Here is a 25,640-nt window from a genome sequence, read left to right on the forward strand (position 1 = left end):
GATACACTCCGACTGCAAAATTACGACACAGATCAAGCAATTTGCGACAGGGTCGTAAAGAAGCTGAAAGGATAGATAGGCAAGTATCGCCAATATTGTCAGCGTGATATAAGTTTGCGCCGACACAAAAAGAAAGAGCCGCCCAGATAAAAAAATAGGTGGGACGGCAGTACTCTTCTAAAAACCAAAGGAGCAAATCACGATGCGCGTGATGAAGTGGAGCATGATCGCCCTGGCTGTATCAGCAGGCACCTCGCAGTTCGCAATCGCGTCCTCTCAGGACGACGCAAAGGGCTTTATCGAAGATAGCACCCTGACCGCCAAAACCCGTCTTGAGTACATGAACCGTGACTTCAAGAACGGCGCAGGTAACCACGAACGTGCCGACGGCACTTTCAAAAGCGGCTATCGCCAAGATACCGGCCTGAGTGAACTGCTGCAGTACAACTCCGGCTTCACTCAAGGCACCGTAGGTGTCGGTGTTGACGCTTTCGCCATGGGCGTGATCAAGCTGGACGGTGGCGCTGGTCGCTCCGGTAACGGCCTGGCAGCCAACAACAGCCTGGGCGAGCCAGAAAAAGACTCGTCAGCTGTAGGCGGCGCGGTCAAGTTCCGGATCTCTGACACCGTACTGAAATACGGCGACCAGATGGTTGCCAGCCCAGTATTCTCCACCGACGACAGCCGCCTGCTGCCTGAAGTCGCTACCGGTACCATGATCACCAGCAAAGAGATCAAGGGCCTGGAGCTGAACGCTGGTCACTTCACCGCACTGCGCTCGCAGACCGGCCAGTACAACGACAGCATCAACGGTCGTGGCGCTGACGGCCTGAAAAAACCAGGTCTGACTGCCGCTGACTTCGCTGGTGCCACCTACCAGTTCACCGACAACTTCGTCGGCGGCATCGCTGCGTCCAAGGTCGATGACTACTTCAAGAAGCAGTACATCAACCTGAACTACACCTTCCCGATCGCTGACAACCAGTCGCTGAACCTCGACTTCAACGGCTACCGCACCGAAGACGACGGCAAGAAACTGTACGGCAAGCTGGACAACAAACTGTGGAGCTTGGCAGCTGCTTACAGCATCGGCCCGAACAAGTTCACCATCGCTCACCAGCGCTCCACCGGCGACACCAACTACCTGTACGGTGTTGACGGCAACGGCACCATCTTCGTCGCCAACTCCATCCAGATCTCCGACTTCATCGGTGAAGACGAGCGTTCCTGGCAGGCTCGCTACGACCTGAACATGGCGACCCTGGGTGTTCCTGGCCTGAGCTTCATGGCCCGTTACGTGAAGGGTGACAACATCACCACTTCGTCGAACACCGAAGGCAAGGAAAACGAGTTCAACTTCGAAACCAAGTACGTGATGCAAGAAGGTCCAGCCAAAGACCTGTCGTTCCGCCTGCGTAGCGCTGTGTATCGTGCAAACGGTGCTTACAACAAGGACTACACCGCAGACAACAACGACGTTCGTATCATCGTAGAGTACCCACTGAGCATCTTGTAATTCAGTGCTCAGCTGAATGCGCTAACACGCAGCTCTAATAAGAACCGCCATCCTGATTCAGGGTGGCGGTTTTTTTATGCCTCTTTGAAGTTTCAGAAAGAAACCCAAAACCAAATAGCAAGCTAACTAAGTAAACAGCTATTGTTAGTAGATATCAATGGCTCCAGGCAGGCCTTGCTAGTTACCAATGGCTGGACTTAAAACAGACAAGGGGCTGATAGCCCCTTGTCTTGAACAACATTATCTGACCGAACGGCCAAGTCATGAAACTGACTTATTGCACGGCAGATTCCTGAACGACTCGAATCACCCGTTGCGGAAATGGAATATCAATCCCTGCAGCCTTCAGATGGTCGCGAGACAGCTCGTTGAAATGGAACATCACATCCCAGTAGTCCGCAGTCTTGACCCAGACTCGCAGCGAAAGAGTAATTGCACTGTCACCCAGGGTGGACACCACCGCTACCGGCGCAGGATCGGCCAGCACGCGTTCATCCTTGGCCAACTCCAGCAGCACCTCGCGGGCCTTCTGCAGGTCCGCGTCGTAATTCACACCGACGTCGAACACCACCCTGCGGGTCGGTTGACGGTTGTAGTTGGTGATGATGCCGTTGGACAGGTTACCGTTAGGCACAATCACCGTCTTGTTGTCACCGGTACGCAGCACGGTGTGGAAGATCTGAATACTGTCCACGGTGCCGCTGATGCCTTGGGCTTCAATAAAGTCACCAATACGAAAGGGGCGAAACAACAGGATCAATACCCCACCCGCGAAATTTGCCAGGCTGCCTTGCAGCGCCAGGCCGATCGCCAAGCCTGCAGCACCGATCGCAGCCACGAAAGAGGTGGTTTCAACACCGATCATCGAGGCTACGCTGACGATCAACAGCACTTTGAGAATGACGTTGGCCAGGTTGCTGATAAAGCCTTGCAGCGCCATGTCGGCATTGCGCAACGCCAGCAACTTGCCCACCTTGTGGGTCAGCCTGTTGATCAGCCACCAGCCGATGGCCAAGGTGATCACTGCCAGCAGCACCCGGCTGCCGTATTCCATGATCATTGGAATCCAGGCTTGGGAAGCTCGGACCAGGTTGTCTACTTCAGCGTTCAAATCCATCTATTTCTCCAGATTCCCGGGGTTGCGGCGTACATGACTGACAGGCAGAACGACCGGCTCCATTGGGGCTCAATCGTTTCTGCCATTCCTCCGGCCTCGGACGCCAATAAGCTCTAGAGGTTCCCGGAGAAGCTGATCAATCGCGGAAGTTGTTGAACTGCAGGGGCATGCCGAACTCGTGTGCACGCAGCGCGGCGATGGCCTCTTGCAGGTCGTCACGTTTCTTGCCAGTGACCCGTACCTGCTCACCTTGAATCGAGGCCTGTACCTTCAACTTGGCGTCCTTGATATGAGCGACGATCTTCTTCGCCAGCTCTTTATCGATACCTTCCTTGAGCACCGCTTCCTGCTTCATCACCTTGCCCGAGGCATATGCATCTTTGACTTCCAGGCACTGCACGTCGATCTTGCGCTTGACCAAGGCCAGCTTGAGGATCTCGATCATTGCTTCCAGCTGGAATTCGGCTTCGGCGGTCAGGTTGACCGTCAGGTCCTTGTCCTTGAACTCGAAGCTGCCCTTGCCCTTCAAGTCATAACGACGGTCCAGTTCCTTGACGGCGTTTTCCACCGCGTTGGTGACTTCGTGCTTGTCCAGTTCGGATACCACGTCAAACGACGGCATGTAATCTCTCCAAATAAAAAGGGGCGCTGTTCAAAACATCGAACACGCCCGGCTTGCGGTTAAAATCCGCGCTCATTATAACGGGTCTTTCCCCTCCTTCACCGCGCGCCCTCTGCGGGCCTGCCAAACAGAGCGAAAACTTGATGTCCACCACCTGGCATGTTCTCGGCGCCGGTAGCCTCGGCACCTTGTGGGCCTCCCGCCTGGCCCGCGCCGGCTTGCCGGTACGCCTGATCCTGCGGGACCAGGCCCGCCTGCACGCATATCGGACAGCCGGCGGCCTGACCCTGGTAGAACAGGGCCAGAGCAGCCTGCAAGCGATCCCCGGTGAAACCTGCGACAGCACGGCCCCCATCAGCCGCCTGCTGCTGGCATGCAAGGCCTACGATGCAGAAGCGGCCGTGGCCAGTATCGCTGCACGCCTGACCCCTGGAGCCGAACTGATCCTGTTGCAGAACGGCCTCGGCAGCCAGGATGCGGTGGCTGCCAAAGTGCCCCAGGCACGCTGCATTGCCGCCTCCAGTACCGAAGGGGCATTTCGCGACGGCGACTGGCGCGTGGTCTTCGCCGGTCACGGCTACACCTGGCTGGGCGACACCGGCCACCCGACCGCACCGATCTGGCTGGATGAGCTGAGTGCCAGCGGCATCCCCCATGAATGGAGCACCCAGATCCTCACCCGACTCTGGCGCAAGCTGGCGCTCAACTGTGCAATCAATCCACTGACGGTCTTGCACGACTGCCGCAATGGCGGCTTGCAGCAGCACCCGTGTGAAGTGGCCACCTTGTGCTCTGAGTTGAGCGAACTGCTGCAATGCTGCGGACAACCTGCCGCAGCGCAGAACCTGCAACAGGAAGTCGAACGAGTGATCCAGGCCACTGCCGCCAACTACTCCTCGATGCACCAGGACGTGGCCAGTCAGCGACGAACCGAAATCAGCTATCTGTTGGGTTATGCCTGTGAAGCCGCTGCCCGCCACCGACTGCAACTGCCCCATCTGCAACAATTGCAACAGCGGCTGGTGAGCCTACTGCAACTGCGTGGATTGCCCAGCGACTGAGCAGCGGCTACGCTGCCCACTTGCTCATTTCCTGCGATACAGCCGATGCCATTGCGCCAGCGCCTCGAAAACCTGCCCGTGGGCCAAAAGCTCCTGGCTGCCCTGCTTGTCCTGCTGACTACCGTGCTGCTGGTCGCCAACCTGACGTTTATCAGCGCTGCCTACTGGATCTCCCAGGAAAGCATGGCGCCCCAGGCCCTGCAGACTATTGGCCGACTGGTATCCAACCCGACCCTGGCGCTGCAGGCCCTGGACTCCCCCGAAGATGCAGAAAAGCTGCTCCATGAGCTCGACAGCTATTCGCCCTTGCGAGCAGCAGCTGTCTATGACGGCAAAGGCATGCGCCTGGCTCAACTGCAGCACGGTGAACATCTCAAGCTGCCGGAGCGCTACCGGCACATCGAAGCCTGGCAACTGACCGAGTTTCGCAGCAACCAGGTGATCTCCCTGCCCCGCCCAGACCAGGCACCGGGGCACCTGCTGCTGGTGGCCACCAGCGAACTGCCAATGGCGTTCTATACCGGCACCCTCACCGCGAGCCTCGGAATCCTGATTTTCAGCGTGCTGCTGTGGCTGGTCATTGCCCGGCAGATCAAGCGCCTGATCACCCAACCGATTCATCAACTCGAAGAACTCTCACGCCAGGTAACCCGCGAGGAGAACTACTCCCTGCGCGCGGCCCGCGGCAACCACGATGAAATCGGCAGCCTGGCGGAGGCCTTCAACACCATGCTGTCGCGCATCGAAGCCCGGGAGCAACAGCTCAAGCGCGCCCGGGATGACTCCCAGGCAGCCTACGACCAGGCCCAGGGATTGGCGGAGGAGACCCGTCACACCAACCGCAAGCTGGAACTGGAAGTCCAGGTGCGCAGCAAGATCGAGAAGAAGCTCACCGGTTTCCAGAACTACCTCAACAGCATCATCGACTCCATGCCCTCGGCGCTGATCGCCCTGGATGAGCAACTGTATGTCACTCAGTGGAACCAGGAAGCCAGCGCCCTGTCCGGCACCCGGCTCGACGAAGCCCTGAACCAGCCGATCTTCCTCGCTTTCGAACCGCTCAAGCCGTTCCTGCCGCAACTCAAGGAAACCGTCGAGCAGCACACGGTGACCAAGGTCGAGCGGGTCACCTGGTTCAAGGATGAGGAGCCCAAGCACTACGCCCTGACCTTCTACCCATTGATGGGCGGCGCCGGACGCGGGGTGGTGATCCGTATCGACGACATCACCCAGCGCCTGTCCCTGGAGGAAATGATGGTGCAGTCGGAGAAAATGCTCTCGGTCGGTGGCCTCGCAGCGGGCATGGCCCACGAGATCAACAACCCGCTGGGAGCGATCCTGCACAACGTGCAGAACATTCGCCGACGGCTGTCCCCCGAACTGCCGAAGAACCTCGAACACGCGCAACAGATCGGCGTCGAGCTGCAAACCGTCAATCGTTACCTGGAAAGCCGTGAGGTCCCCCTGTTGCTGGACGGCATTCAACAAGCCGGCGCCCGGGCGGCGAAGATTGTCACCCATATGCTCAGCTTCAGCCGGCGCAGCAATCGGCAGATGGCCCCCTGCGACCTGCCGGCACTGATCGACCAGGCCGTGGAAATCGCCAGCAACGACTTCGACCTGGCCATTGGTTTCGACTTCAAGGGCCAGGCGATCATCCGCCAATTCGACCCGAACCTGGGACCGGTTCCCGGCACCGCCAACGAACTGGAACAGGTGCTGCTCAACCTCCTGAAGAACGCCGCCCAGGCGATCCACCAGCGCGATGACGACAGTGAACCGGGACGAATTATCCTGCGCACCAAACTAAATCCGCCCTGGGCGGAAATCCAGGTGGAAGACAACGGCATCGGCATGAGCGAGAGCGTGCGCAAACGCACCTTCGAACCCTTCTTCACCACCAAGGAGATCGGCCAGGGCACCGGGCTCGGCTTGTCGGTGTCGTATTTCATCATCACCAACAATCACAAGGGGCAGATGGAAGTGCAGTCGACCCGGGGCCAGGGCACCTGCTTCACCTTGCGTCTGCCCCTGGCCAGCAGCCAGCCGCTGATTCAAGAACCCCTACCACTGGAGAACTAAGCATGGGTTTTCGCTTGTCGAAGATTTACACCCGAACCGGCGACAAAGGCGAAACCGGGCTGGGAGACGGCCGCCGAGTGCCCAAGGATCACCCGCGGGTGGAGGCCATTGGTGAGGTCGATAGCCTGAACAGCCAACTGGGGTTGCTCTTGGCCGGGTTGGCCGAGCAGAGCGCAACCTGCCCCGGGCTCAAGGAGGTGAGCGAGGTATTGGCGCCATGCCAACATCGGCTGTTCGACCTGGGGGGCGAACTGGCAATGCCGGTGTACCAGGCACTCAATAACGCCGAGGTGGAACGCCTGGAGGCGGCCATCGATGTGTGGAACGAGGAGTTGGGGCCGCTGGAGAATTTCATTCTGCCCGGTGGTTCGGCACTGATTGCCCAGGCCCATGTCTGCCGCAGCCTGGCGCGCAGTACTGAACGTCGCTGCCAGCACCTGAATGCCGTCGAACCGTTGCAAGGCGTCGGGCTGGCCTACATCAATCGCCTGTCGGACTTGCTGTTTGTCGCGGCGCGCCTGATTGCCAAGCGCCAGGGGATTGCTGAAATCCTCTGGCAAGCTGCCGCCAAACCTTGACTGTACCTGCGACCAAGGGAGCCGACTTGCCAGCAAAAGGGCCCTTGAGCCTGGCGTGCACCTGGGTGACGCCTTCGCTGGCAAGCCGGTGCCTACACAGAGGGGGCTTTCAGTCCTGCGGCCAGAAGGCGCGGATTCCCGCCACGCCCTGGGCACCTGCGGCCCAGGCTTGCTGACATTCGGCCGGACCCACGCCACCCAGTAGATACACCGGCTTGTTGAAGCCGCTGATCAACTGTGCGGCCTGCTCCCAGCCCAACGCCAGGGCATCGGGATGGGTCTGGGTCGGCTGCACCGGGGACAGGGTCACGAAGTCGACATCCATCTGCTGCGCCAGGGACAACTCCTCGGCGTCATGACAGGAGGCCGCCAACCAGCGATCCTTGCCGAAGGGACGCCCGGCACTGGCGTACTTGCGCAACTGCGACGAGGTAATGTGCCAACCCGCTGAAGGGAAATCCCCCAGCCACTCGAACGGTCCCTTGAGCATCAGTTGTGCCTTGCCGGCACACAGCCCCACGGCATCCACCGCCAGGTCGCGGTATTGCGGATCGTAGCCGCCGGGAGCACGCAACTGAATCAGCTTGCTGCCCTGGGCAATGGCCTTCTGCATGCCACGCAGCAAGGTCGGTGTTTCCAGACCTTCGGGAGTAATCAGATAGTGGGCCGGTAGACAAGCCGCAGCGACAATCGGCTGATTGGCCGCAGGGAATTGGTAGTCAGGTAGTTCACGCGAGCTGACCCAGGCCAAGGGCTGCCCTTCGACGCCGTGGGGCTCCCCAGTGAACGCCGACACCTCCCAGACATCCAGCAATACCTGCTTGTCCGGATAATCGTGCTGCACCTTGATCAGCGGACGCGCCGTCAACACGACAATCCCCAGCTCTTCCTGCAGCTCGCGGGCCAGTGCGGCTTGCACCGTCTCCCCGGACTCGACCTTGCCTCCGGGAAACTCCCACAAGCCCCCTTGATGCTGGGTATCGGCACGCCGGGCAATCAGGATCTTGCCACTGGCATCCCGGATAACGGCCGCAGCCACATGTACTCGTTTCACCGCACTGCTTCCTTTGATCCAGAATTCAGCCGGGCCTTGCCGGCCCGCCATTGACTACCGCCTCGCCTGCAAGCCAACTCCTACAAGGGCTGTGAAGCCGGCCTGCTGGCACCTGATTAGGTACGGTATTCGGCGTTGATCTTCACGTATTCGTGAGACAGGTCGGTAGTCCAGATGGTTTCGCTGCAAGCACCGCGACCCAACTCAATACGGATGGTGATTTCTTCCTGCTGCATCACCGCCGCGCCCTGGGCTTCGGTATAGCTGGCAGCTCGCGCGCCACGGCTGGCGATGCAGACTTCACCGAGGAACACATCGATCTTGCTGACATCCAGATCTGGCACGCCGGCCCGGCCGACCGCAGCCAGGATCCGGCCCCAGTTCGGATCGGAAGCGAACAGCGCGGTCTTGATCAGCGGCGAGTGGGCCACGGTGTAGCCCACATCCAGGCACTCCTGGTGAGTGCCGCCGCCGTTGACTTCAACGGTGACGAACTTGGTCGCGCCTTCACCATCACGGACGATGGCCTGGGCCACTTCCATGCAGACCTCGAACACCGCCTGCTTCAGAGCACTGAATAGCGGGCCCTTGGCCTCGGTGATTTGCGGCAACTTGGCCTGGCCGGTGGCGATCAGCATGCAGCAGTCGTTGGTCGAGGTATCGCCGTCGATGGTGATGCGGTTGAAGGACTTGTTGGCACCGTCCAGCAACAGGTTCTGCAGCACCTCTCGGGAGACTTTGGCGTCCGTGGCGATATAACCGAGCATGGTCGCCATGTTCGGGCGGATCATCCCCGCGCCCTTGCTGATGCCCGTCACGGTGATGGTCACACCCTCATGCTGGAACTGGCGGCTGGCGCCCTTGGGCAGGGTGTCGGTGGTCATGATCCCGGTAGCGGCAGCGGCCCAGTTGTCGACGGACAAATCATCCAGCGCGGCTTGCAGGGCACCTTCGATTTTCTCTACCGGCAGCGGCTCGCCGATCACCCCGGTGGAATACGGCAGCACGGCGTTGACATCGACCCCGGTCAGCTCAGCCAGTTTGGCGCAGGTACGGGTCGCAGCGGCCAGGCCTGGCTCGCCGGTGCCGGCATTGGCATTACCGGTGTTGGTCAGCAAATAACGCACTGGGCCCTGCACACGCTGCTTGGCCAGGATCACCGGTGCGGCGCAGAACGCATTGAGGGTGAATACCCCCGCCACCGTTGAGCCCTCGGCACAACGCATGACTACCACATCCTTGCGCCCCGGGCGCTTGATGCCGGCCGAAGCGATACCGAGTTCGAAACCGGCAACCGGGTGCAACGTTGGCAAAGGACCAAGACCAACAGCCATGAATGCGCTCCTCTTATCAGATCTCTGCACCGTCGTCACAAAAGACGGTGTCGCAAATGGAAAAACGCCGCGACGGCTGATGCCGTCACGGCGCGGATGTTTCAGTGTCCGGCGAGGACCTTAGTTGATCTGGCCGTGACAGTGTTTGTACTTCTTGCCCGAACCGCAGTAGCACAGCTCGTTGCGACCCAGTTTCTGCTCGTTGCGCACTGGCGCGGAAGCTAGGGCCACATCCATATCAACCCCCTCCTCCAAGGCTTCCGGCTGATCCAGGCCCGGAGCTTCAGGGTGTTCGAACTGCATGCGCTGGGCCAGTGCCTCGGCCTCCTGGCGCAGACGCGCTTCTTCCTCGATCGGGTCTTCACGACGCACCTGAACGTGGGACAAGACACGAATCGAGTCGCGCTTGATCGAATCCAGCAACTCGGAGAACAGTGTGAAGGACTCACGCTTGTACTCCTGCTTCGGATTCTTCTGCGCATAACCACGCAGGTGAATACCGTGGCGCAGATGGTCCATGGTCGCCAAGTGGTCTTTCCACAGATCGTCCAGCACTCGCAACACGATCTGCTTCTCGAAGGTGCGCAGTGCCTCGGCACCCGCCTGGTCTTCTTTTTCGTTGTAGGCGGCGATCAGCTCGTTGAGCAGCTTTTCACGCAGAGTCTCTTCGTACAGGTGGTCGTCTTCATCGAGCCATTGCTGGATCGGCAGGCTCACACCAAAGTCATTCTGGATTGCAGCTTCCAGACCTGCCACATCCCACTGCTCAGGCAGCGACTGGGGTGGAATGTGAGCACTGACAGTGGCGTTGAGCACGTCCAGGCGGAAGTCGGCAATGGTTTCGCCAATGTTGTCCGCGGCCAGCAACGTGTTACGCATGTGATAGATCACTTTACGCTGTTCGTTGTTGACGTCGTCGAACTCCAGCAACTGCTTGCGGATGTCGAAGTTGCGGCCTTCAACCTTGCGCTGGGCCTTCTCGATGGCGTTGGTCACCATACGGTGCTCAATCGCTTCGCCAGACTGCATGCCCAAGGCCTTCATGAAGTTCTTCACCCGGTCGGAGGCAAAGATACGCATCAGGCTGTCTTCCAGGGACAGATAGAAACGGCTGGAGCCGGCATCGCCCTGGCGACCGGCACGGCCACGCAGCTGGTTGTCGATACGACGCGATTCGTGACGCTCGGATGCGATCACCTGCAGACCACCGGACTCCAGCACTTGCTGGTGACGCTTCTGCCAGTCGGCCTTGATCTGTGCGATCTGCTCTGGAGTCGGGTCTTCCAGGGAAGCGACTTCCACTTCCCAGTTGCCGCCCAACAGGATGTCGGTACCACGACCCGCCATGTTGGTGGCGATGGTCAGCGCGCCCGGACGACCAGCCTGGGCAATGATTTCCGCTTCTTTTTCGTGGAACTTGGCGTTCAAGACCTTGTGTTCGATGCCTTCCTGTTTGAGCAGGTTGGACATGTGCTCGGAGGTTTCGATAGTGGCGGTACCCACCAGCACCGGACGCCCCTTGGTCATGCACTCCTTGATGTCGTTGATGATCGCAGCGTACTTCTCGTCCGCGGTCAGGAACACCAGGTCGTTGTAGTCCTTACGAGCCAGCGGCTTGTTCGGTGGAATCACCATCACCTGCAGACCGTAGATCTGATGGAACTCGAAGGCTTCGGTATCAGCGGTACCGGTCATGCCGGACAGCTTGGTGTAGAGACGGAAGTAGTTCTGGAAAGTGGTCGACGCCAGGGTCTGGCTCTCGGCCTGGATGTTGAGGTTTTCCTTGGCTTCGATGGCCTGGTGCAGGCCCTCGGACAGACGACGACCGGGCATGGTACGACCGGTGTGTTCGTCCACCAGGACCACCTGGCCATCCTGGACGATGTATTCGACGTTGCGATGGAACAGCTTGTGCGCACGCAGACCGGCATAGACGTGGGTCAGCAGGCCCAGGTTGTGTGCCGAGTACAGGCTCTCGCCTTCCGCCAGCAGGCCGACCTGGGTCAGCATCTCTTCGATGAACTGGTGACCGGCTTCGTTGAGTTCGACCTGACGGGTCTTCTCGTCGACGGTGAAGTGACCGGCCTTGGTGACCTGGCCTTCCACTTCCTCGATGTGCTGTTCCAGACGCGGGATCAGCTTGTTGACTTCAATGTACAGGCGGGAACTGTCCTCGGCCTGACCGGAGATGATCAACGGGGTACGGGCTTCGTCGATGAGGATCGAGTCGACTTCGTCGATCACGGCGAAATTGAGCTCACGCTGGAATTTCTCTTCCATGCTGAAAGCCATGTTGTCGCGCAGGTAGTCGAAACCGAATTCGTTGTTGGTGCCGTAGGTAATGTCAGCGGCGTAGGCTGCACGCTTTTCTTCCGGCGGCTGGAACGGCGTGACCACGCCGACGCTCAGGCCGAGGAACTCATAGAGCGGACGCATCCAGTTGGCGTCACGACGAGCGAGGTAGTCGTTCACTGTCACTACGTGCACGCCCTTGCCGGACAATGCGTTGAGGTAGACGCCCAGGGTTGCCACCAGGGTCTTGCCCTCACCGGTGCGCATCTCGGCGATCTTGCCTTCATGCAAGGTCATGCCGCCGATCAACTGTACGTCGAAGTGGCGCATCCCCATGACGCGCTTGCCGGCTTCACGGGCGACCGCAAAGGCTTCGGGAAGCAGTTTGTCGAGGGTTTCACCCTTGGCGATGCGGGCCTTGAACTCAGCGGTCTTGGCACGCAATTGATCGTCCGAAAGGGCCACCATTTGCTCTTCGAAGGCATTGACGATCTGTACCGTCTTGAGCATGCGTTTGACTTCACGCTCGTTCTTGCTTCCAAAAAGTTTCTTTAACAAAGGCGCAAACATATCGGCAGGATCTTCCACACGTAGGGTTGGAGGGCGGCCCCGTGACTCGCCCGAGCAGCCCTCATGGCCGCATGCGAACGAGCATTCTACCCGGAAACGATGGTGAGGAAAGTGGCGTTATTCCACGATGCTGGCACAGCGCTGTGACGGGGCTCACTTAAAATAAGGGCTTTTGGCTGAACTTCAAGCCCATTCGCCACAGAAGTTAATGATTACGATCAGCAAAGGGCCAGAAATTAGTCAGAGTACGAAAAAGCGATGAGCCCGGTCTCCCGGGCGCTTTCTGCTACCATGGCGGCTCTGTAACTTCAGGTTTCTGATCATGGCATTTCGCCCCCTTACGGCACGTGCACCCGCCGTTCTTCTTCGCGAAGCCAAGCCCCTGAAAGCTATTTTCGGCCACGCCCAGCGCCTGGCGCATCTGCAGCGTTTGCTGGAGAGCCAGTTGCAGCCGGCGGCTCGCGAACATTGCCACGTCGCTTCCTGGCGTGAAGGCAACCTGTTGCTGATCGTCACCGATGGCCATTGGGCCACTCGCCTGCGCTATCAGCAAAAACGCCTGCAACGCCAATTGCAGGAGTTCAACGAGTTCAGCAATCTGACGCGCATTCTATTCAAGGTCCAGCCACCCACGGTCCAGCACCGAGTAGTGGGAAACACCATGGATCTGTCCAACAACGCCGCCGCAACCATCCAGGCCACCGCCGACGGCATCACCGATCCCAATCTGCGCGCAGCCCTGGAGCGCCTGGCCAGCCACGCCAAACCACGGGGCTGACTCGGTCTCTACGCTTCAGCGACGCTTGTTGCCCCCCAGCAACGAGCCCATCAGGCCTCGCACCAATTGCCGGCCCAACTGATTGGCCGCCTGGCGCATCGCCGATTTCAGTGCCTGTCCGGCTGCGGTACCAAGGAACTCACCTGCCCGGTCAGCCAGGCTCGGTTCTTCAACCACCGGCTTGCCAGGTGCTGACTGAACCTCCGGCGCCAGCTCCTTGCGCCCCATCAACACTTCGTAGGCTGACTCGCGATCGATAGGTTTGTCATAGCGTCCCAGCAACGGCGAACTGGCGATCAGGGCCTGGCGCTCGGCTTCGGTCAGCGGCCCGATCCGCGATTGCGGCGGCGCCACCAGTACCCGCTGGACCATCTCCGGCGTGCCCTTGTCCTGCAAGGTGCCGACCAGTGCCTCGCCAATGCCCAATTCGGTGAGTACCGACAGCGCATCAAAAGCCGGGTTGGGCCGGAAACCCTCCGCTACGGCGCGCAAGGACTTCTGCTCCTTGGCGGTAAACGCCCGCAAGCCATGCTGGATACGCAACCCCAGTTGCGCCAGCACATCGTCCGGCAGATCGCTCGGCGACTGGGTGACGAAATACACCCCGACACCCTTGGAACGAATCAGCCGCACCACTTGCTCCAACCGATCCTGCAGGGCCTTTGGAGTGCCGGCGAACAGCAGGTGCGCCTCATCGAAAAACAGCGCCAGCAAAGGCTTGTCCGCATCACCGCGCTCCGGCAATTGCTCGAACAGTTCAGCCAGCAGCCATAAAAGGAAGGTCGCGTAGACTTTCGGCGCCTCATGCACCAAGCGGCTGGCATCCAGTAGATGAATCCGCCCACGGCCATCTGCAGCCGGTTGCAGGATATCCTCCAACTGCAGCGCCGGCTCACCAAACAATGCCTCGGCCCCTTGCTGCTCCAGGGTCGCCAGGCGCCGCAACAGGGCCTGACTGGAACCGGTGGTCATCAACGCCGAGTCATCCCCCAGCAGTTGCGGATTGTCCTTGAGGTGATTGAGCAGCGCCTTGAGGTCCTTCAGGTCCAGCAACAACAAACCCTCGCGGTCCGCCACCTTGAACGCCGCATACAGCGCCGACTGCTGACTGTCGGTGAGCTCCAGCAAACTGCCCAGCAGCAACGGCCCCATTTCACTCAAAGTGGTGCGCAGGGGATGACCGGATTGCCCATGGATATCCCACAGCGTCACCGGATACGCCTGCGGCTTGTATTCAAGCCAGGGCATGCCGGCGATCCGCTCGGCAACCTTGCCTTGGGGATTTCCCGCAGCCCCCAGACCGCACAGGTCGCCTTTGATATCCGCGGCGAACACCGCCACCCCGGCATCACTGAAGGCCTCCGCCAGACGCTGCAGGGTGACGGTCTTGCCGGTACCGGTGGCGCCCGCCACCAGGCCGTGGCGGTTGGCCAGGCGCATGGCCTGGGCGATCGGCAGGCCGTCGAGGCCGGCACCGATGACGAGTTGCGATGAGTCAGGCATTTTGTCACCCCTGGTTAATCTTTGGCCTTGCACGGTCGATATGAATAAATGATGTATCAGAAATATCTGAAATAAAGGTCAGGTAATTCCTTTGGCATAGATGGAGATACCAGCTTACTTATAACAGCGCCCATTTTGTGCGCTTTTCCAACCCGATGCCCTGCACTCGAAGACCTTAGCGGACCCCCCAAGCCATGAACAAAAATCTGCGCTTCAGCCACAAGATCCTGCTTGCCGCCTCGCTGATCGTCATAGTCGCCTTTGCACTATTCACGCTCTACAACGATTACCTGCAACGCAACGCCATTCGCAAGGATCTGGACAACTATCTCCAGGAAATGGGCGACGTTACTGCAAAAAATATTCAGACCTGGCTCGCCGGACGAGCCTTGCTGATCGAAAACATCTCACAGTCAGTGGCCCTCAATCCCGATCCGGCCAATGTCAGCAACCTGCTGGAACAGAAGTCGGTGAGCGCGACCTTCATGGGCGCGTACCTGGGGAACAAGGACGGCACCTTCATCATCCGCCCGGACAGCAAGATGCCGGACGGCTACGACCCACGTGCACGCCCCTGGTACAAGAGTGCCGAGAACAGCAACGGCTCGGCCCTGACCGAACCCTATATCGACCTGGCTTCCGGACAGTTGGTGATTTCCATCGTCGACAGCGTGCTCAAGGCTGGCCAGCGGATCGGCGTAGTGGGCGGTGACCTGAGCCTGCAAGTGATCGCCGACAGTATCAACGCCCTGGACTTCGGTGGCATGGGCTACGCCTTCCTGGTCAGCGCCGATGGCAAGATCCTGGTGCACCCGGACAAGAACCAGGTGATGAAGACTCTCAAGGACGTCTACCCCCAGGACACCCCAAGGATCAGCAGTGAACTCAGCGAGATCAACGTTGACGGCAAACCACGGATCATTACCTTCACTCCGATCAAGGGCTTGTCTTCGGTGAACTGGTACATCGGCCTGTCGGTGGACAAGGACAAGGCTTTCGCGATGCTCAGCGAATTCCGTACCTCGGCGATCATTGCCACCCTGACTGCCGTGGCCCTGACCATAGCCCTGCTGGGCCTGCTGATCCGCCTGCTGATGCAACCCTTGCATGTGATGACCCGGGCCATGCAGGACATTGCCGAAGGCGAAGGCGACCTGACCCGCCGCCTGAACATCCATAACCAAGACGAATTCGGCATCCTCGGCACCGCCTTCAACCGTTTCGTCGAACGCATCCACGGCTCGATCCGCGAAGTGTCCTCAGCCACCGCACACGTCAACGAAGTGGCCTTGCGAGTGGTCAGCGCCTCCAACTCGTCGATGCTCAACTCCGACGAACAGGCCAGCCGCACCAACAGTGTCGCCGCGGCCATTAATCAGCTGGGGGCTGCGGCCCAGGAAATCGCCCGCAACGCCGCCCAGGCCTCGCAGCAAGCCAGCGATGCGCGCAACCTGGCCGAAGACGGTCAGCAAGTGGTGGACCGCAGCATCCAGGCAATGAACCAACTGTCTGACATGATCAGTGCCTCCAGCAGCAACATCGAGACCCTCAACAGCAAGACGGTGAACATCGGGCAGATTCTCGAAGTCATCACCAGCATTTCCCAGCAAACCAACCTGCTGGCCCTCAACGCCGCCATCGAAGCAGCCCGGGCCGGTGAAGCTGGACGCGGTTTCGCCGTGGTCGCCGATGAAGTGCGCAATCTGGCGCACCGTACCCAGGAGTCGGCGCAACAAGTGCAGACCATGATCGAAGAACTGCAAGTCGGCGCCCGAGAGTCGGTGAGCACCATGAGCAACAGCCAGCGTCACAGCCAGGACAGTGTGGAAATTGCCAACCAGGCCGGGGAGCGGCTGAACAGCGTGACCCAGCGCATCGGCGAAATCGACGGCATGAACCAGTCGGTGGCGACGGCGACGGAAGAGCAGACCTCGGTGGTGGAGTCCATCAATATGGACATCACCGAGATCAACACGCTCAACCAAGAAGGTGTGGAAAACCTGCAGGCGACCCTGCGAGCCTGTTCCGATCTGGAACAGCAGGCGGCGCGCTTGAAGCAACTGGTGGGCAGTTTCAGGATTTGAGTGAGCGCTGAGGGATTGGCACCGACAAACCGGCTCCTGCATCAGGAGCCGATTACCTGCCGTTAGCGCAGCAACCAGCTTGCCGGCGAAGCACTCACTGCGGATCCGGTGGCGGCTGTAGTTGCTCCCAGAGCTCAGCGGCACCAGGAAACTCAGTGCCATCTTCGGCATCGAGATCATCAGGATCGTAACGACTCAGACACCCCTCGCCGAGGGTGGCTGGGGCTTGGGAGGTGGCTTTATCCAGGGGATCGGTCATCGGGCTGACCTCGTGATTTGAATAACCAGGACCGGGCTATTGAACTCCCGTTCCTGGTTTTTTTTCAATCAGAACACCACGGTCTTATTGCCGTGCACCAGCACCCGGTCTTCCAGGTGATAACGCAAGCCACGGGCCAGTACCATCTTCTCCACATCGCGGCCGAAACGCACCATGTCCTCAATGCTGTCGCTGTGGCTGACCCGCACCACGTCCTGCTCGATGATCGGACCGGCATCCAGCTCTTCGGTAACGTAGTGGCACGTCGCGCCGATCAGCTTCACACCCCGCAGGGAAGCCTGGTGGTAAGGCTTGGCACCGACGAAGGATGGCAAGAAGCTGTGGTGGATGTTGATCACCTTGTGCGCATATTCGCTGCACAGTTCCGGCGGCAGGATTTGCATGTAGCGCGCCAGCACCACCACTTCAGCATCGTGTTGCTTGACCAGCCGCGACACTTCGGCGAACGCCGGCTCCTTGTCCTGAGGATTGACCGGCACGTGGTGATAAGGAATGCCGTGCCACTCGACCATGCTGCGCAAGTCATCGTGGTTGGAAATCACACAAGCGATCTGGCAATCCAGCTCGTCGCTGTGCCAACGGTGCAGCAAGTCGGCCAGGCAATGGGACTCACGGCTGGCCATCAACACCACGCGCTTTTTCTCGGCGGTGTCGGTAATCCGCCAGTCCATCGAGAACTCTTCGGCGATCGGCGCAAAAGCCTCACGGAATGCCTCCAGACCAAAAGGCAGCGAATCGGCACGAATCTCGTGACGCATGAAGAACCAGCCACTGAGGTTGTCCGAGTGGTGGCTCGCTTCGGTGATCCAACCGTTGTGGGAGGCCAGAAAGTTACTGACTTTGGCAACGATGCCAACGCGGTCAGGGCAAGAAATCACCAACCGAAAGGTGCGCATGAGGGGGAAACTCCAGAACTTCGCAAAGGTCGCCATTCTAGCCATTACGCGAAAAAACTGCAGTATTCATTGCGCCGCACGCCCCCGGACTAGATCAGCAACAGCACCTTGATCCAGCTTATCGAGTGGGCTCGCGACGCTGATGCAGAATCCGGCAAATAGTGCGCAACTAATTTTTGACTATCGCAGCCGCATGCATCGATCTATTAAATAGCGAAATGGTGTTTACGCCTAAACACACTAAGAGAGACCAACAAAACATCGTTATTATGTTTACTTGCACAAACTCCGTGACTATTATTGCGCCAATGTCACCCCGCCACTCAGCGCCCAACAAGGTAGTCCTCATGTCCCTGATCAACGAATACCGTGCTACAGAAGAAGCCATCAAAGAACTGCAAGCACGTTTGAAGAACCTGTCCCAAGACGACAAACTGAAAGCCGAACTGGAGTTCGAAGGCAAATTGCGCAGCCTGATGGGCGAGTACTCCAAGTCCCTGCGCGACATCATCGCCCTGCTGGATCCGGACTCGAAAGTTAAAGCACCTCGCGCCGCGGCAAAAACCACCGGCACCAAGCGTGCACGTAAAGTTAAACAGTACAAAAACCCGCACAACGGTGAAGTCATCGAAACCAAAGGCGGCAACCACAAGACTCTGAAAGAGTGGAAAGCCAAGTGGGGCGGCGATGTCGTTGAAGGCTGGGCAACCCTGCTGGGCTAAGCATTACAGCCGAGTGCCCGGGCCTTTGCAGGCCAACTGAAAAAACGCCAGCTTGCTGGCGTTTTTTTATGCCCCGACGTTCTGTTCGAGGGCCAGGGCAACCTCTCAAAGAGCCAGCCGCAGAGCTAACGCCCGAACATACTCCTGCCACTCTTCCAAGACCCGACGTTGCATCGGGTCGGCATTTAACAGGCACTTTTCAAGCTCCTGCCGAAAACTTTCCAAGGTATTGGGCGCGCCAAATTGCGGATCAAGCAAACGCTGCTGGCAGAACCCCCGCCAACGCTCTTGCTCGGCGCTATTCAATGTTTCTGTAAAGTTACGGGCACGGTAGCGAAAAAGTAGTTCCGGCAAGCGCGCATCATCGAATGGCCATTGTTGCTGCGCCAAGTGCAGCGGATCAGCCTGCCGTACTTGTTCACACAAACGCCGGTCGCGATCGCCAATAAAACCGTCGTACAACTGTTGCTCCGGGTCCTCACTGGCAGCGAACTCATCGGGACCATAAATTACCGAAAGTTTATCCTGCCAAACTTCCTGAGCCTCAGTCAAAACCAACGCACGTCGCTGATATTCCTGCATGTCCAAGTGCAGGCGTTGTTGATCGTCGCTACGCAACACACTCAACGGCGCCACTACCGGGCAGCGGTTGATATGGATGAGTTTCAGCGGCACCGGCAACTCGCCTTCGGCCAGATCCTCACGGCGGGTATAGAGACGCTGGCGCAGCGCCTCGGCGTCGAGGTCCAGCAGGCCCTGCGGATCCAGGTGCAGGTCACAGACAATCAGCGCATTGCGGTTGCGTGGATGCCAGGCCAGAGGCAAGACCACACCCACGTAGTGCCGCGCGGCGGAGAAACGTCCGGAAATGTGCACCATGGGTTGCAGCAGGCGGATCTGATCCATCACCCGTTGTTTGCTGCGCAACTGGAACAGCCAGTCATAGAGTTTAGGTTGCTTCTGACGAATCAATCGCGCCAGGGCGATGGTCGCACGGACATCGGACAGCGCATCGTGCGCCTGCCCATGATCGATGCCGTTGGCGGCAGTCAGGCGCTCCAGCTTCAGCGTCACCTGCCCCTGCTCCTCGGGCCAGACAATGCCCTGGGGACGTAGCGCGTAAGCGGTACGCACCACATCGATCAGGTCCCAGCGGCTGTTGCCGCCCTGCCACTCCCGGGCATAGGGATCGAAGAAGTTGCGGTACAGGCTGTAGCGAGTCATCTCATCGTCGAAGCGCAGGGTGTTGTAGCCGGCGCCACAGGTTCCGGGACGCGCCAGTTGCGTGTGTATCCGGGTCATGAAATCGGCTTCGCTCAAGCCCTGCTCGGCCAGGCGGCTCGGGGTGATGCCGGTGATCATGCACGCCGCCGGGTGCGGCAGGATATCGTCGCTGGGCTGGCAGTAGAGGTTGACCGGCTCGTCGATTTCATTGAGCGCCAGGTCGGTACGAATACCGGCCACTTGCAACGGGCGATCACTGCGCGGACTGATGCCGGTGGTTTCGTAGTCGTACCAAAAGATGGAAGTCACGGCCTGTTCCTGAACTGAAAGACCGCCGCAGTCTAGGCGTTTGAGCGCCGCCAGGGCCAGCCGCACGTACCGGCAACGCTCAGACCAGGTTGCTTAATTGATAGTTAATGATGTCGTTTGCCCCTCAGACACTGCTAGCATCGGCGCTGGATTTTTTCTCTATCAGGCCAGTCGACAAGTTACCCATGCTTGAGACCACAGCAACGCCAAGGAACGCATCGCTGCACCCGCCACTGGATACGCGGTATCAGGTCGAAACCCCCGAGGGCATCGATCTGCCACTGCGACCCGCGGGGTTGCTGGTCCGCTCCCTGGCTTTCGCCCTCGACCTGGGCATCCGCGGCCTGGTCATGGGCCTGCTGTTCATCGTCCTTGGCTTCTTCGGCGAAATCGGCATCGGTCTCGGTTCGATCCTGCTGTTCCTGATCAGTTGGTGGTACATGGTGCTGTTTGAGGTCCTGAACCAGGGCCGTTCTCCAGGCAAGCTGCTGATGGGCCTGCGAGTAGTGCAGGACGACGGTACACCTATTGGCTGGAGTGCCTCCCTGACCCGCAATCTGCTGCGCTTCGCCGACATGCTGCCGTTCGGCTATTTCCTCGGCGCCATCAGTTGCCTGCAACACCCCACCTTCAAGCGCCTCGGCGACCTGGCCGCCGGCACTCTGGTGATCTACCGCGAGCAGTCGGTCAAGCGCCCAGAGCTGCCAACCGCCGAGCCCCGTTCCGTGCCCTTCGCCCTGAGCCTGGATGAGCAACGTGCGATCCTCGGCTTTGCCGAGCGCCAAGGCCAGCTGTCGACCGAGCGGACTGGGGAGCTGGCGGCCATCCTCGCCCAACCGCTGCATGTGCCCACCGCCCAGGCCACTGCCGAACTCAATGGCATTGCCCGCGGCTTCCTGGGAGCGACATGAAACAAAGCCTTTTTGAAAGCCGTCACCAGCCGCAATGGCAGCACTTCGAGCAACAGCTTGAACAGCTGGAACGAGGCCGGGCCAAAAATGCGGATTGCCAGACCTTTGTCCAGGACTATCGTCGCCTGTGCCAACACCTGGCCCTGGCTCAGGAACGCGGCTACAGCAGCTATCTGATCGACCCGCTGCAGCAACTGGCGCTACGTGGCCATCAGCAGTTGTACCGCCAACGTACCGCCATCAGTGCCAATATTCTGGGCTTCATACTGGCCGGCTTTCCCCGCCTGGTGCGCCAGGAGTGGCGCCTGGTGTTGATCGCCAGCCTGCTGTTCTTCGGCAGCCTGCTGGGCATCGGCCTGCTGGTGTATCTGTTTCCCGAGCTGATCTACAGCGTGGTCAGCCCACAGCAAGTGACGGAAATGCAGGGCATGTACGACCCGGCTGCCGGGCGCCTGGGACGGGCCGCCGAACGGGCCTCCAGTGAAGACTGGGTGATGTTCGGCTACTACATCATGCACAACATCGGCATCGCCTTTCAGACCTTTGCCAGCGGCCTGTTGTTCGGCCTGGGCAGCGTGTTCTTCCTGTTTTTCAACGGCCTGATCATCGGTGCCATCGCCGGCCATCTGACCCAGATCGGCTTCGGCCAGACCTTCTGGCCCTTCGTCATTGGTCATGGCGCCTTTGAACTCACGGCCATTGCCCTGTCCGGTGCCGCCGGGCTGAAGCTGGGTTGGGCGCTGATCGCCCCCGGTCGCCTGCCTCGCGGCGAAGCCCTGTTGCAGGCGGCGCGAATCAGCGTGCAGTTGATCTACGGAGTGATTGCATTTCTGCTGATTGCCGCCTTTGTCGAAGCCTATTGGTCCTCCATGACCTGGCCCGCCGCCTGGATCAAATACAGCGTCGGTGCCGCACTCTGGAGCCTGGTGCTGGCGTACCTGAGCTTGGCCGGACGTGAATCCCATGCGCCTGAGTGACGCCAGTGTGGTGATCCGCCCGCGTAACGCCTGGGAAGCCATGGACCTGGGTGTACTCCTGAGCCAGCAGCACCGAGGCCTGCTGATGAGCAGTTGGGCCCTCGTCAGCCTGCCGGTGTTTGCCTTGCTGACCCTGCTGCTGTGGGAAACCCCGTCCCTGGCGGTGCTGCTGTTCTGGTGGCTGAAGCCGGCTTTCGAGCGCCTGCCGCTGTTCATCCTGTCCAAGGCCCTGTTTGGCGAAACTCCGACCCTCGGACAGGCCCTGAGGCAATGGCCACGCCTGCTCAAGCCGCAGTTACTGGCCAGCCTGACCTGGCGCCGTTTCAGCATGAGCCGCAGCTTTGTCATGCCCGTGGTCCAACTCGAAGGCTTGAGCGGTGACGCCCGGCAAATGCGCCTGGCGGTGCTGTTGCAGCGCAATGCCGGCGCTGCGCGCTGGCTGACCCTGATTGGCATGCACCTGGAAGGCGCCCTGTGGATCGGCCTGATGGTGTTGTTCTACCTGTTGCTGCCACAACAGATAGAGCTGGACTGGAACTGGCAGACGCTGATCATTGCCGCCCAGCAGGACTGGTTGTGGCTGGAGCACCTGACCAATGCCTTCTACGCCCTGGTCCTGGTCATCTGGGAACCGATCTACGTGGCCTGCGGCTTCAGCCTCTACCTCAACCGACGCACCGAGCTGGAAGCCTGGGACATCGAACTGGTGTTTCGCCGACTGCGCCAGCGATTGGCGGGAGTCACGGCACTGCTGCTGATGGTGGGGCTGATCCTGCTGGCGCCGACCCAGTCACTCTGGGCTGCGCCCCCCAGCAGTTCCGCAGCCGGCCCCGAGAGTCCGCGCCTGCTGCAGCAACCCCTGACCAGCAAGGCCTCGAAGGACAGTATCCAGGGCATCCTGGAAAAACCGCCGTTCAAGAATCAGGAGTCGGTCACCCGCTACCGCTTCGGCGATGAACAGACCCAGAAAAAAGACTCCAACAGCACGCCGCCGGGCTGGCTCAAGAGCCTGCTGGAGAGTCTCGGCAAGGACAGCTTCGGCAGCCTCGCCAAAAGCCTGGAAATCCTCCTCTGGGGCTTGCTGCTAGGGGGCCTGGGTTGGCTGATCTGGCGTTACCGCGACTGGCTGCGGGCGTTTGTCAGCCGCCGCCCGCTGCCGCGCAAAAAGCGCCCGGCAGCGACACCCCAGCAACTGTTCGGCCTGGAGGTCAGCAGCGAAACCCTGCCTGCAGATGTCGCGGCCCGCGCCGAAGAACTGTGGTCCAGCCAGCCCAGGGAAGCCTTGGGGCTGTTGTACCGGGCGCTGCTCAGTCGCTTGCTGGAAGATTTTCATCTGCCCCTGGGCGTAGCCGATACCGAAGGCCAGGTCCTGGAGCGGATCAAGGACCTGCAGCAGCCGCAACTGGAAGCGTTCAGTATCAGCCTGACCCGGCACTGGCAGAACATGGCCTACGGTCATCAGATACCCGGCGCAGACCTGCAACCGCAGCTGTGTAACGGCTGGCGCAGCCTGTTCGGCCCTGGAGCGCAATCATGAAGCGCTACCTGTGGGGTGGCCTGGCTCTGCTGCTGGTCCTGATACTTAGCGCCAGCGGTTACTACCTGTATCGCCACGCCACGCCTTATCAGGAACTGGTCGACCACGGCCCTTCTCCGCAAGCCCGGGCCAACCCCTACCTGGCCGCCGAAATGTTTCTACGCGAGCGCGGTCTCAAGGTCGACCACGCCAACGGCCTGGAGGTGCTCGCCAGCTTGAAACCTGCCGGCAACAGCCTGCTGATGCTCGGGGAGCGCTCGAACATGAGCCCTGGCCAGGTCGATCAAGTGCTGGAGTGGGCCCGTGCCGGCGGCCGCCTGGTGTTTGTCGCCGAGGCCCTGTGGGACGAAGACAGCGAACAAAGCGGCGACCTGCTGCTGGACCGGGTGCAGATCCACCAGCAACTGAGCAAGGACCTTGAGCAGCCGCCGGAACAGCAGCCCGACGACGCCTATCCAAAACTGACCAAGGTCTACCTGGAAGACGAACAGGCACCGGCCTACATCGGCTTTGATACCGCCTTCCACCTGGACGACCCGGACGACCTTGCCCAGTCCTGGGCCAACAGTGGCGTCGCCACCCACATGATCCAGCTGGACTATGGCAAGGGCTCGGTCACCGTGCTGACCGATGCCGATATCTGGAAAGCCCCCGCTATTGGTCTCTACGACAACGCCTGGCTGCTGTGGTACCTGAACACCGATAGCGCCGTGACGCTGCTGTTCAATACTGAGCACCCAAGCCTCTGGCAATTGCTCTGGCGCTATTTCCCCCAGGCGCTGGTGGCCATCGCCCTGCTGGTCGGCCTGAGTCTCTGGCATGCGGGAGTGCGCCAGGGTCCATTGCTGGCACCACCGCCCAAGGCCCGACGCCAACTGCTCGAACATCTGCGCGCCAGTGCCGACTTCCTCCTCCGCCATGGCGGCCAGGCCGCCTTGCTGCATGCCTTGCAAGTGGATATCCGACGCCGGGCGCGACGTCGTCATCCGGGTTTCGAGCAGTTGGACGAACACGCCCAGCGAGAGGTACTTGCCCTGCTCAGTCAACAACCCGTCAGTGCCGTCACTCAGGCACTGCAAGCCTTTTCCGGGCAGCGCCTTTCCAGCGCTGACTTCAGCCGCCAGGTCGCCCACCTGCAAACTCTCAGGAATGCCCTATGAGCGAACAACCCGTCGAACCGATTGAGTCTGTCGAGCCGCCTCAAGCCCAGGCCCATGCGACCCAGCAGCGTCAACGGGCCAGCCAACTGGCCCAGGCCGTGCGCCAGGAACTGCAGAAGGTGGTGATCGGCCAGGAAGCCGTGATCGATGATGTGCTGACCGCGCTGATCGCCGGCGGCCACGTGCTGCTCGAAGGGGTCCCCGGCCTCGGCAAGACCCTGCTGGTACGTGCCCTGGCCCGGTGCTTCGGTGGCGAGTTCGCGCGCATCCAGTTCACCCCGGACCTGATGCCCAGCGACGTCACCGGGCATGCGGTGTACGACCTGCAAACCGAACAGTTCAAGCTGCGCAAGGGCCCGCTGTTCACCAACCTGCTGCTGGCGGATGAGATCAACCGCGCGCCGGCCAAGACCCAGGCGGCCCTGCTGGAAGCCATGCAGGAACGCCAGGTCACCCTGGAAGGCCGGGCGCTGCCCATTGCCCAGCCATTCATGGTGCTGGCGACCCAGAACCCCATCGAGCAGGAAGGGACCTACCCGCTGCCGGAAGCCGAACTGGACCGTTTCATGCTCAAGCTGCGCATGGATTACCCGGACGCCGAGGAAGAGCTGAACATGGTTCGCCAGGTCGCGCGCTCGACCCGCGCCGACATGCTCGACGTGCAGCCTCTACGCACTGTGCTGCAAGCCAAGGACGTGCTGGCCCTGCAACGCATTGCCAGCGACCTGCCCCTGGACGAACAGGTACTCGACTATGCCGTGCGCCTGGCTCGGGCAACCCGTAGCTGGCCTGGGCTGACCCTCGGCGCCGGCCCTCGCGCCTCCATTGCCCTGGTCCGCGGGGCACGGGCGCGGGCCCTGTTGCGGGGTGGCGAGTTCGTGATTCCGGATGACATCAAGGGCTGCGCCATGGCCGTGCTGCGGCATCGGGTCCGGGTTGCCCCGGAACTGGACATCGAAGGCCTGTCGGTGGAACAGGTGCTCAAGCAGATGCTTGAGCAGATCCCCGCACCGCGCCTGTGAGCAGCCCACGC

At 60.3% G+C, this 25,640-nt stretch carries 21 protein-coding genes and 1 pseudogene; 13 read left to right on the forward strand and 9 right to left on the reverse strand.

What is annotated here, in order from left to right; genetic code table 11:
- The first annotated feature begins 202 nt into the window (after positions 1-202).
- A complete protein-coding gene (locus tag GV819_RS11315; protein WP_161756154.1) occupies positions 203-1,516 on the forward strand; it encodes an OprD family porin in 1,314 nt (437 codons plus the stop codon).
- A gap of 274 nt (positions 1,517-1,790) precedes the next feature.
- Here the strand turns inward: GV819_RS11315 and GV819_RS11320 are convergent, their stop codons facing one another.
- Positions 1,791-2,633 (reverse strand): mechanosensitive ion channel family protein, encoded by an 843-nt coding sequence (locus tag GV819_RS11320; RefSeq protein ID WP_161756155.1) that lies wholly within the window; start codon positions 2,631-2,633, stop codon positions 1,791-1,793.
- A 136-nt stretch (positions 2,634-2,769) separates the two neighbouring features.
- On the reverse strand, positions 2,770-3,255 hold the full coding sequence (locus GV819_RS11325; protein ID WP_161756156.1) for a YajQ family cyclic di-GMP-binding protein: 486 nt from the start codon (positions 3,253-3,255) through the stop codon (positions 2,770-2,772).
- Positions 3,256-3,398: 143 nt separating this feature from the next.
- Between GV819_RS11325 and GV819_RS11330 the strand changes: the two genes are divergently transcribed.
- From GV819_RS11330 to GV819_RS11340, 3 genes are read left to right on the forward strand one after another with little or no spacing between them, the layout of a single operon-like run.
- Positions 3,399-4,316 carry a putative 2-dehydropantoate 2-reductase gene (locus GV819_RS11330; RefSeq protein WP_161756157.1) on the forward strand — a complete coding sequence of 306 codons (918 nt, stop codon included), beginning with the start codon at positions 3,399-3,401 and terminating at the stop codon, positions 4,314-4,316.
- Positions 4,317-4,361: 45 nt separating this feature from the next.
- Positions 4,362-6,398, forward strand: coding sequence for a sensor histidine kinase (locus tag GV819_RS11335; protein ID WP_161756158.1), 2,037 nt, complete (start codon positions 4,362-4,364; stop codon positions 6,396-6,398).
- A gap of 2 nt (positions 6,399-6,400) precedes the next feature.
- Positions 6,401-6,976: a cob(I)yrinic acid a,c-diamide adenosyltransferase gene (locus GV819_RS11340; RefSeq protein WP_161756159.1), complete on the forward strand. Its 576-nt coding sequence runs from the start codon at positions 6,401-6,403 to the stop codon at positions 6,974-6,976.
- Between the two features lie 109 nt (positions 6,977-7,085).
- Here GV819_RS11340 and GV819_RS11345 read toward each other — a convergent pair whose 3' ends face one another.
- The 3 genes from GV819_RS11345 to secA form a co-directional block, all read right to left on the reverse strand.
- Positions 7,086-8,030, reverse strand: a complete 945-nt coding sequence (locus GV819_RS11345; protein WP_161756160.1) for a Nudix family hydrolase — start codon at positions 8,028-8,030, stop codon at positions 7,086-7,088.
- Between the two features lie 116 nt (positions 8,031-8,146).
- Positions 8,147-9,364 (reverse strand): bifunctional glutamate N-acetyltransferase/amino-acid acetyltransferase ArgJ, encoded by a 1,218-nt coding sequence (gene argJ / locus GV819_RS11350; RefSeq protein ID WP_161756161.1) that lies wholly within the window; start codon positions 9,362-9,364, stop codon positions 8,147-8,149.
- 120 nt (positions 9,365-9,484) lie between these two features.
- Positions 9,485-12,226 carry a preprotein translocase subunit SecA gene (gene secA / locus GV819_RS11355; RefSeq protein ID WP_161756162.1) on the reverse strand — a complete coding sequence of 914 codons (2,742 nt, stop codon included), beginning with the start codon at positions 12,224-12,226 and terminating at the stop codon, positions 9,485-9,487.
- Positions 12,227-12,548: 322 nt separating this feature from the next.
- On the opposite strand from secA, the gene GV819_RS11360 reads away from it, so the two are divergent.
- Positions 12,549-13,004, forward strand: a complete 456-nt coding sequence (locus tag GV819_RS11360) for a DUF721 domain-containing protein (RefSeq protein WP_161756163.1) — start codon at positions 12,549-12,551, stop codon at positions 13,002-13,004.
- A gap of 15 nt (positions 13,005-13,019) precedes the next feature.
- Here the strand turns inward: GV819_RS11360 and GV819_RS11365 are convergent, their stop codons facing one another.
- A complete protein-coding gene (locus GV819_RS11365) occupies positions 13,020-14,507 on the reverse strand; it encodes a helicase HerA-like domain-containing protein (protein ID WP_161756164.1) in 1,488 nt (495 codons plus the stop codon).
- A gap of 194 nt (positions 14,508-14,701) precedes the next feature.
- On the opposite strand from GV819_RS11365, the pseudogene GV819_RS33730 reads away from it, so the two are divergent.
- Positions 14,702-15,733: pseudogene (locus GV819_RS33730) on the forward strand (HAMP domain-containing protein); the annotation flags it as partial.
- A gap of 93 nt (positions 15,734-15,826) precedes the next feature.
- Positions 15,827-16,591, forward strand: coding sequence for a methyl-accepting chemotaxis protein (locus GV819_RS33735; protein WP_372242086.1), 765 nt, complete (start codon positions 15,827-15,829; stop codon positions 16,589-16,591).
- A 94-nt stretch (positions 16,592-16,685) separates the two neighbouring features.
- Here the strand turns inward: GV819_RS33735 and GV819_RS32940 are convergent, their stop codons facing one another.
- Positions 16,686-16,850: a hypothetical protein gene (locus GV819_RS32940; protein ID WP_178125973.1), complete on the reverse strand. Its 165-nt coding sequence runs from the start codon at positions 16,848-16,850 to the stop codon at positions 16,686-16,688.
- A gap of 68 nt (positions 16,851-16,918) precedes the next feature.
- A complete protein-coding gene (gene purU, locus GV819_RS11375; RefSeq protein ID WP_161756166.1) occupies positions 16,919-17,767 on the reverse strand; it encodes a formyltetrahydrofolate deformylase in 849 nt (282 codons plus the stop codon).
- Positions 17,768-18,114: 347 nt separating this feature from the next.
- Between purU and mvaT the strand changes: the two genes are divergently transcribed.
- Complete coding sequence (gene mvaT, locus GV819_RS11380; RefSeq protein ID WP_161756167.1) at positions 18,115-18,489, forward strand: histone-like nucleoid-structuring protein MvaT; 375 nt, start codon at positions 18,115-18,117, stop codon at positions 18,487-18,489.
- A 105-nt stretch (positions 18,490-18,594) separates the two neighbouring features.
- On the opposite strand, the gene sbcB is transcribed toward mvaT, so the two are convergent.
- Positions 18,595-20,022: an exodeoxyribonuclease I gene (gene sbcB, locus GV819_RS11385; protein ID WP_161756168.1), complete on the reverse strand. Its 1,428-nt coding sequence runs from the start codon at positions 20,020-20,022 to the stop codon at positions 18,595-18,597.
- 185 nt (positions 20,023-20,207) lie between these two features.
- On the opposite strand from sbcB, the gene GV819_RS11390 reads away from it, so the two are divergent.
- The 5 genes from GV819_RS11390 to GV819_RS11410 are packed head-to-tail and all read left to right on the forward strand — an operon-like array spanning position 20,208 to position 25,629.
- Positions 20,208-20,933 (forward strand): RDD family protein, encoded by a 726-nt coding sequence (locus GV819_RS11390; RefSeq protein WP_161756169.1) that lies wholly within the window; start codon positions 20,208-20,210, stop codon positions 20,931-20,933.
- On the forward strand, positions 20,930-21,910 hold the full coding sequence (locus GV819_RS11395) for a stage II sporulation protein M (protein WP_161756170.1): 981 nt from the start codon (positions 20,930-20,932) through the stop codon (positions 21,908-21,910). Before GV819_RS11390 ends, GV819_RS11395 begins: the two co-directional genes overlap by 4 nt.
- Positions 21,897-23,447: a DUF4129 domain-containing protein gene (locus GV819_RS11400; protein ID WP_161756171.1), complete on the forward strand. Its 1,551-nt coding sequence runs from the start codon at positions 21,897-21,899 to the stop codon at positions 23,445-23,447. Before GV819_RS11395 ends, GV819_RS11400 begins: the two co-directional genes overlap by 14 nt.
- Positions 23,444-24,607, forward strand: a complete 1,164-nt coding sequence (locus tag GV819_RS11405) for a DUF4350 domain-containing protein (RefSeq protein WP_161756172.1) — start codon at positions 23,444-23,446, stop codon at positions 24,605-24,607. The genes GV819_RS11400 and GV819_RS11405 overlap by 4 nt, the downstream gene beginning before the upstream one ends.
- Positions 24,604-25,629, forward strand: coding sequence for an AAA family ATPase (locus GV819_RS11410; RefSeq protein ID WP_161756173.1), 1,026 nt, complete (start codon positions 24,604-24,606; stop codon positions 25,627-25,629). The genes GV819_RS11405 and GV819_RS11410 overlap by 4 nt, the downstream gene beginning before the upstream one ends.
- The last annotated feature ends 11 nt before the right edge of the window (positions 25,630-25,640 follow it).

The organism is Pseudomonas sp. Fl5BN2 (assembly GCF_009908205.1).
Lineage (GTDB): Bacteria > Pseudomonadota > Gammaproteobacteria > Pseudomonadales > Pseudomonadaceae > Aquipseudomonas.

What these genes read in the sequence shown, in the direction of transcription:
- GV819_RS32940 (WP_178125973.1), bottom strand. Translation starts at nt 16,850, where the DNA reads ATGACCGATCCCCTGGATAAAGCCACCTCCCAAGCCCCAGCCACCCTC.
- argJ (WP_161756161.1), bottom strand. Translation starts at nt 9,364, where the DNA reads ATGGCTGTTGGTCTTGGTCCTTTGCCAACGTTGCACCCGGTTGCCGGT.
- GV819_RS11320 (WP_161756155.1), bottom strand. Translation starts at nt 2,633, where the DNA reads ATGGATTTGAACGCTGAAGTAGACAACCTGGTCCGAGCTTCCCAAGCC.
- GV819_RS11405 (WP_161756172.1), top strand. Translation starts at nt 23,444, where the DNA reads ATGAAGCGCTACCTGTGGGGTGGCCTGGCTCTGCTGCTGGTCCTGATA.
- purU (WP_161756166.1), bottom strand. Translation starts at nt 17,767, where the DNA reads ATGCGCACCTTTCGGTTGGTGATTTCTTGCCCTGACCGCGTTGGCATC.
- GV819_RS11365 (WP_161756164.1), bottom strand. Translation starts at nt 14,507, where the DNA reads ATGCCTGACTCATCGCAACTCGTCATCGGTGCCGGCCTCGACGGCCTG.
- GV819_RS11340 (WP_161756159.1), top strand. Translation starts at nt 6,401, where the DNA reads ATGGGTTTTCGCTTGTCGAAGATTTACACCCGAACCGGCGACAAAGGC.
- GV819_RS11390 (WP_161756169.1), top strand. Translation starts at nt 20,208, where the DNA reads ATGCTTGAGACCACAGCAACGCCAAGGAACGCATCGCTGCACCCGCCA.
- secA (WP_161756162.1), bottom strand. Translation starts at nt 12,226, where the DNA reads ATGTTTGCGCCTTTGTTAAAGAAACTTTTTGGAAGCAAGAACGAGCGT.
- GV819_RS33735 (WP_372242086.1), top strand. Translation starts at nt 15,827, where the DNA reads ATGCTCAACTCCGACGAACAGGCCAGCCGCACCAACAGTGTCGCCGCG.
- GV819_RS11330 (WP_161756157.1), top strand. Translation starts at nt 3,399, where the DNA reads ATGTCCACCACCTGGCATGTTCTCGGCGCCGGTAGCCTCGGCACCTTG.
- GV819_RS11400 (WP_161756171.1), top strand. Translation starts at nt 21,897, where the DNA reads ATGCGCCTGAGTGACGCCAGTGTGGTGATCCGCCCGCGTAACGCCTGG.
- GV819_RS11325 (WP_161756156.1), bottom strand. Translation starts at nt 3,255, where the DNA reads ATGCCGTCGTTTGACGTGGTATCCGAACTGGACAAGCACGAAGTCACC.
- GV819_RS11395 (WP_161756170.1), top strand. Translation starts at nt 20,930, where the DNA reads ATGAAACAAAGCCTTTTTGAAAGCCGTCACCAGCCGCAATGGCAGCAC.
- GV819_RS11360 (WP_161756163.1), top strand. Translation starts at nt 12,549, where the DNA reads ATGGCATTTCGCCCCCTTACGGCACGTGCACCCGCCGTTCTTCTTCGC.
- GV819_RS11335 (WP_161756158.1), top strand. Translation starts at nt 4,362, where the DNA reads ATGCCATTGCGCCAGCGCCTCGAAAACCTGCCCGTGGGCCAAAAGCTC.
- GV819_RS11410 (WP_161756173.1), top strand. Translation starts at nt 24,604, where the DNA reads ATGAGCGAACAACCCGTCGAACCGATTGAGTCTGTCGAGCCGCCTCAA.
- GV819_RS11315 (WP_161756154.1), top strand. Translation starts at nt 203, where the DNA reads ATGCGCGTGATGAAGTGGAGCATGATCGCCCTGGCTGTATCAGCAGGC.
- mvaT (WP_161756167.1), top strand. Translation starts at nt 18,115, where the DNA reads ATGTCCCTGATCAACGAATACCGTGCTACAGAAGAAGCCATCAAAGAA.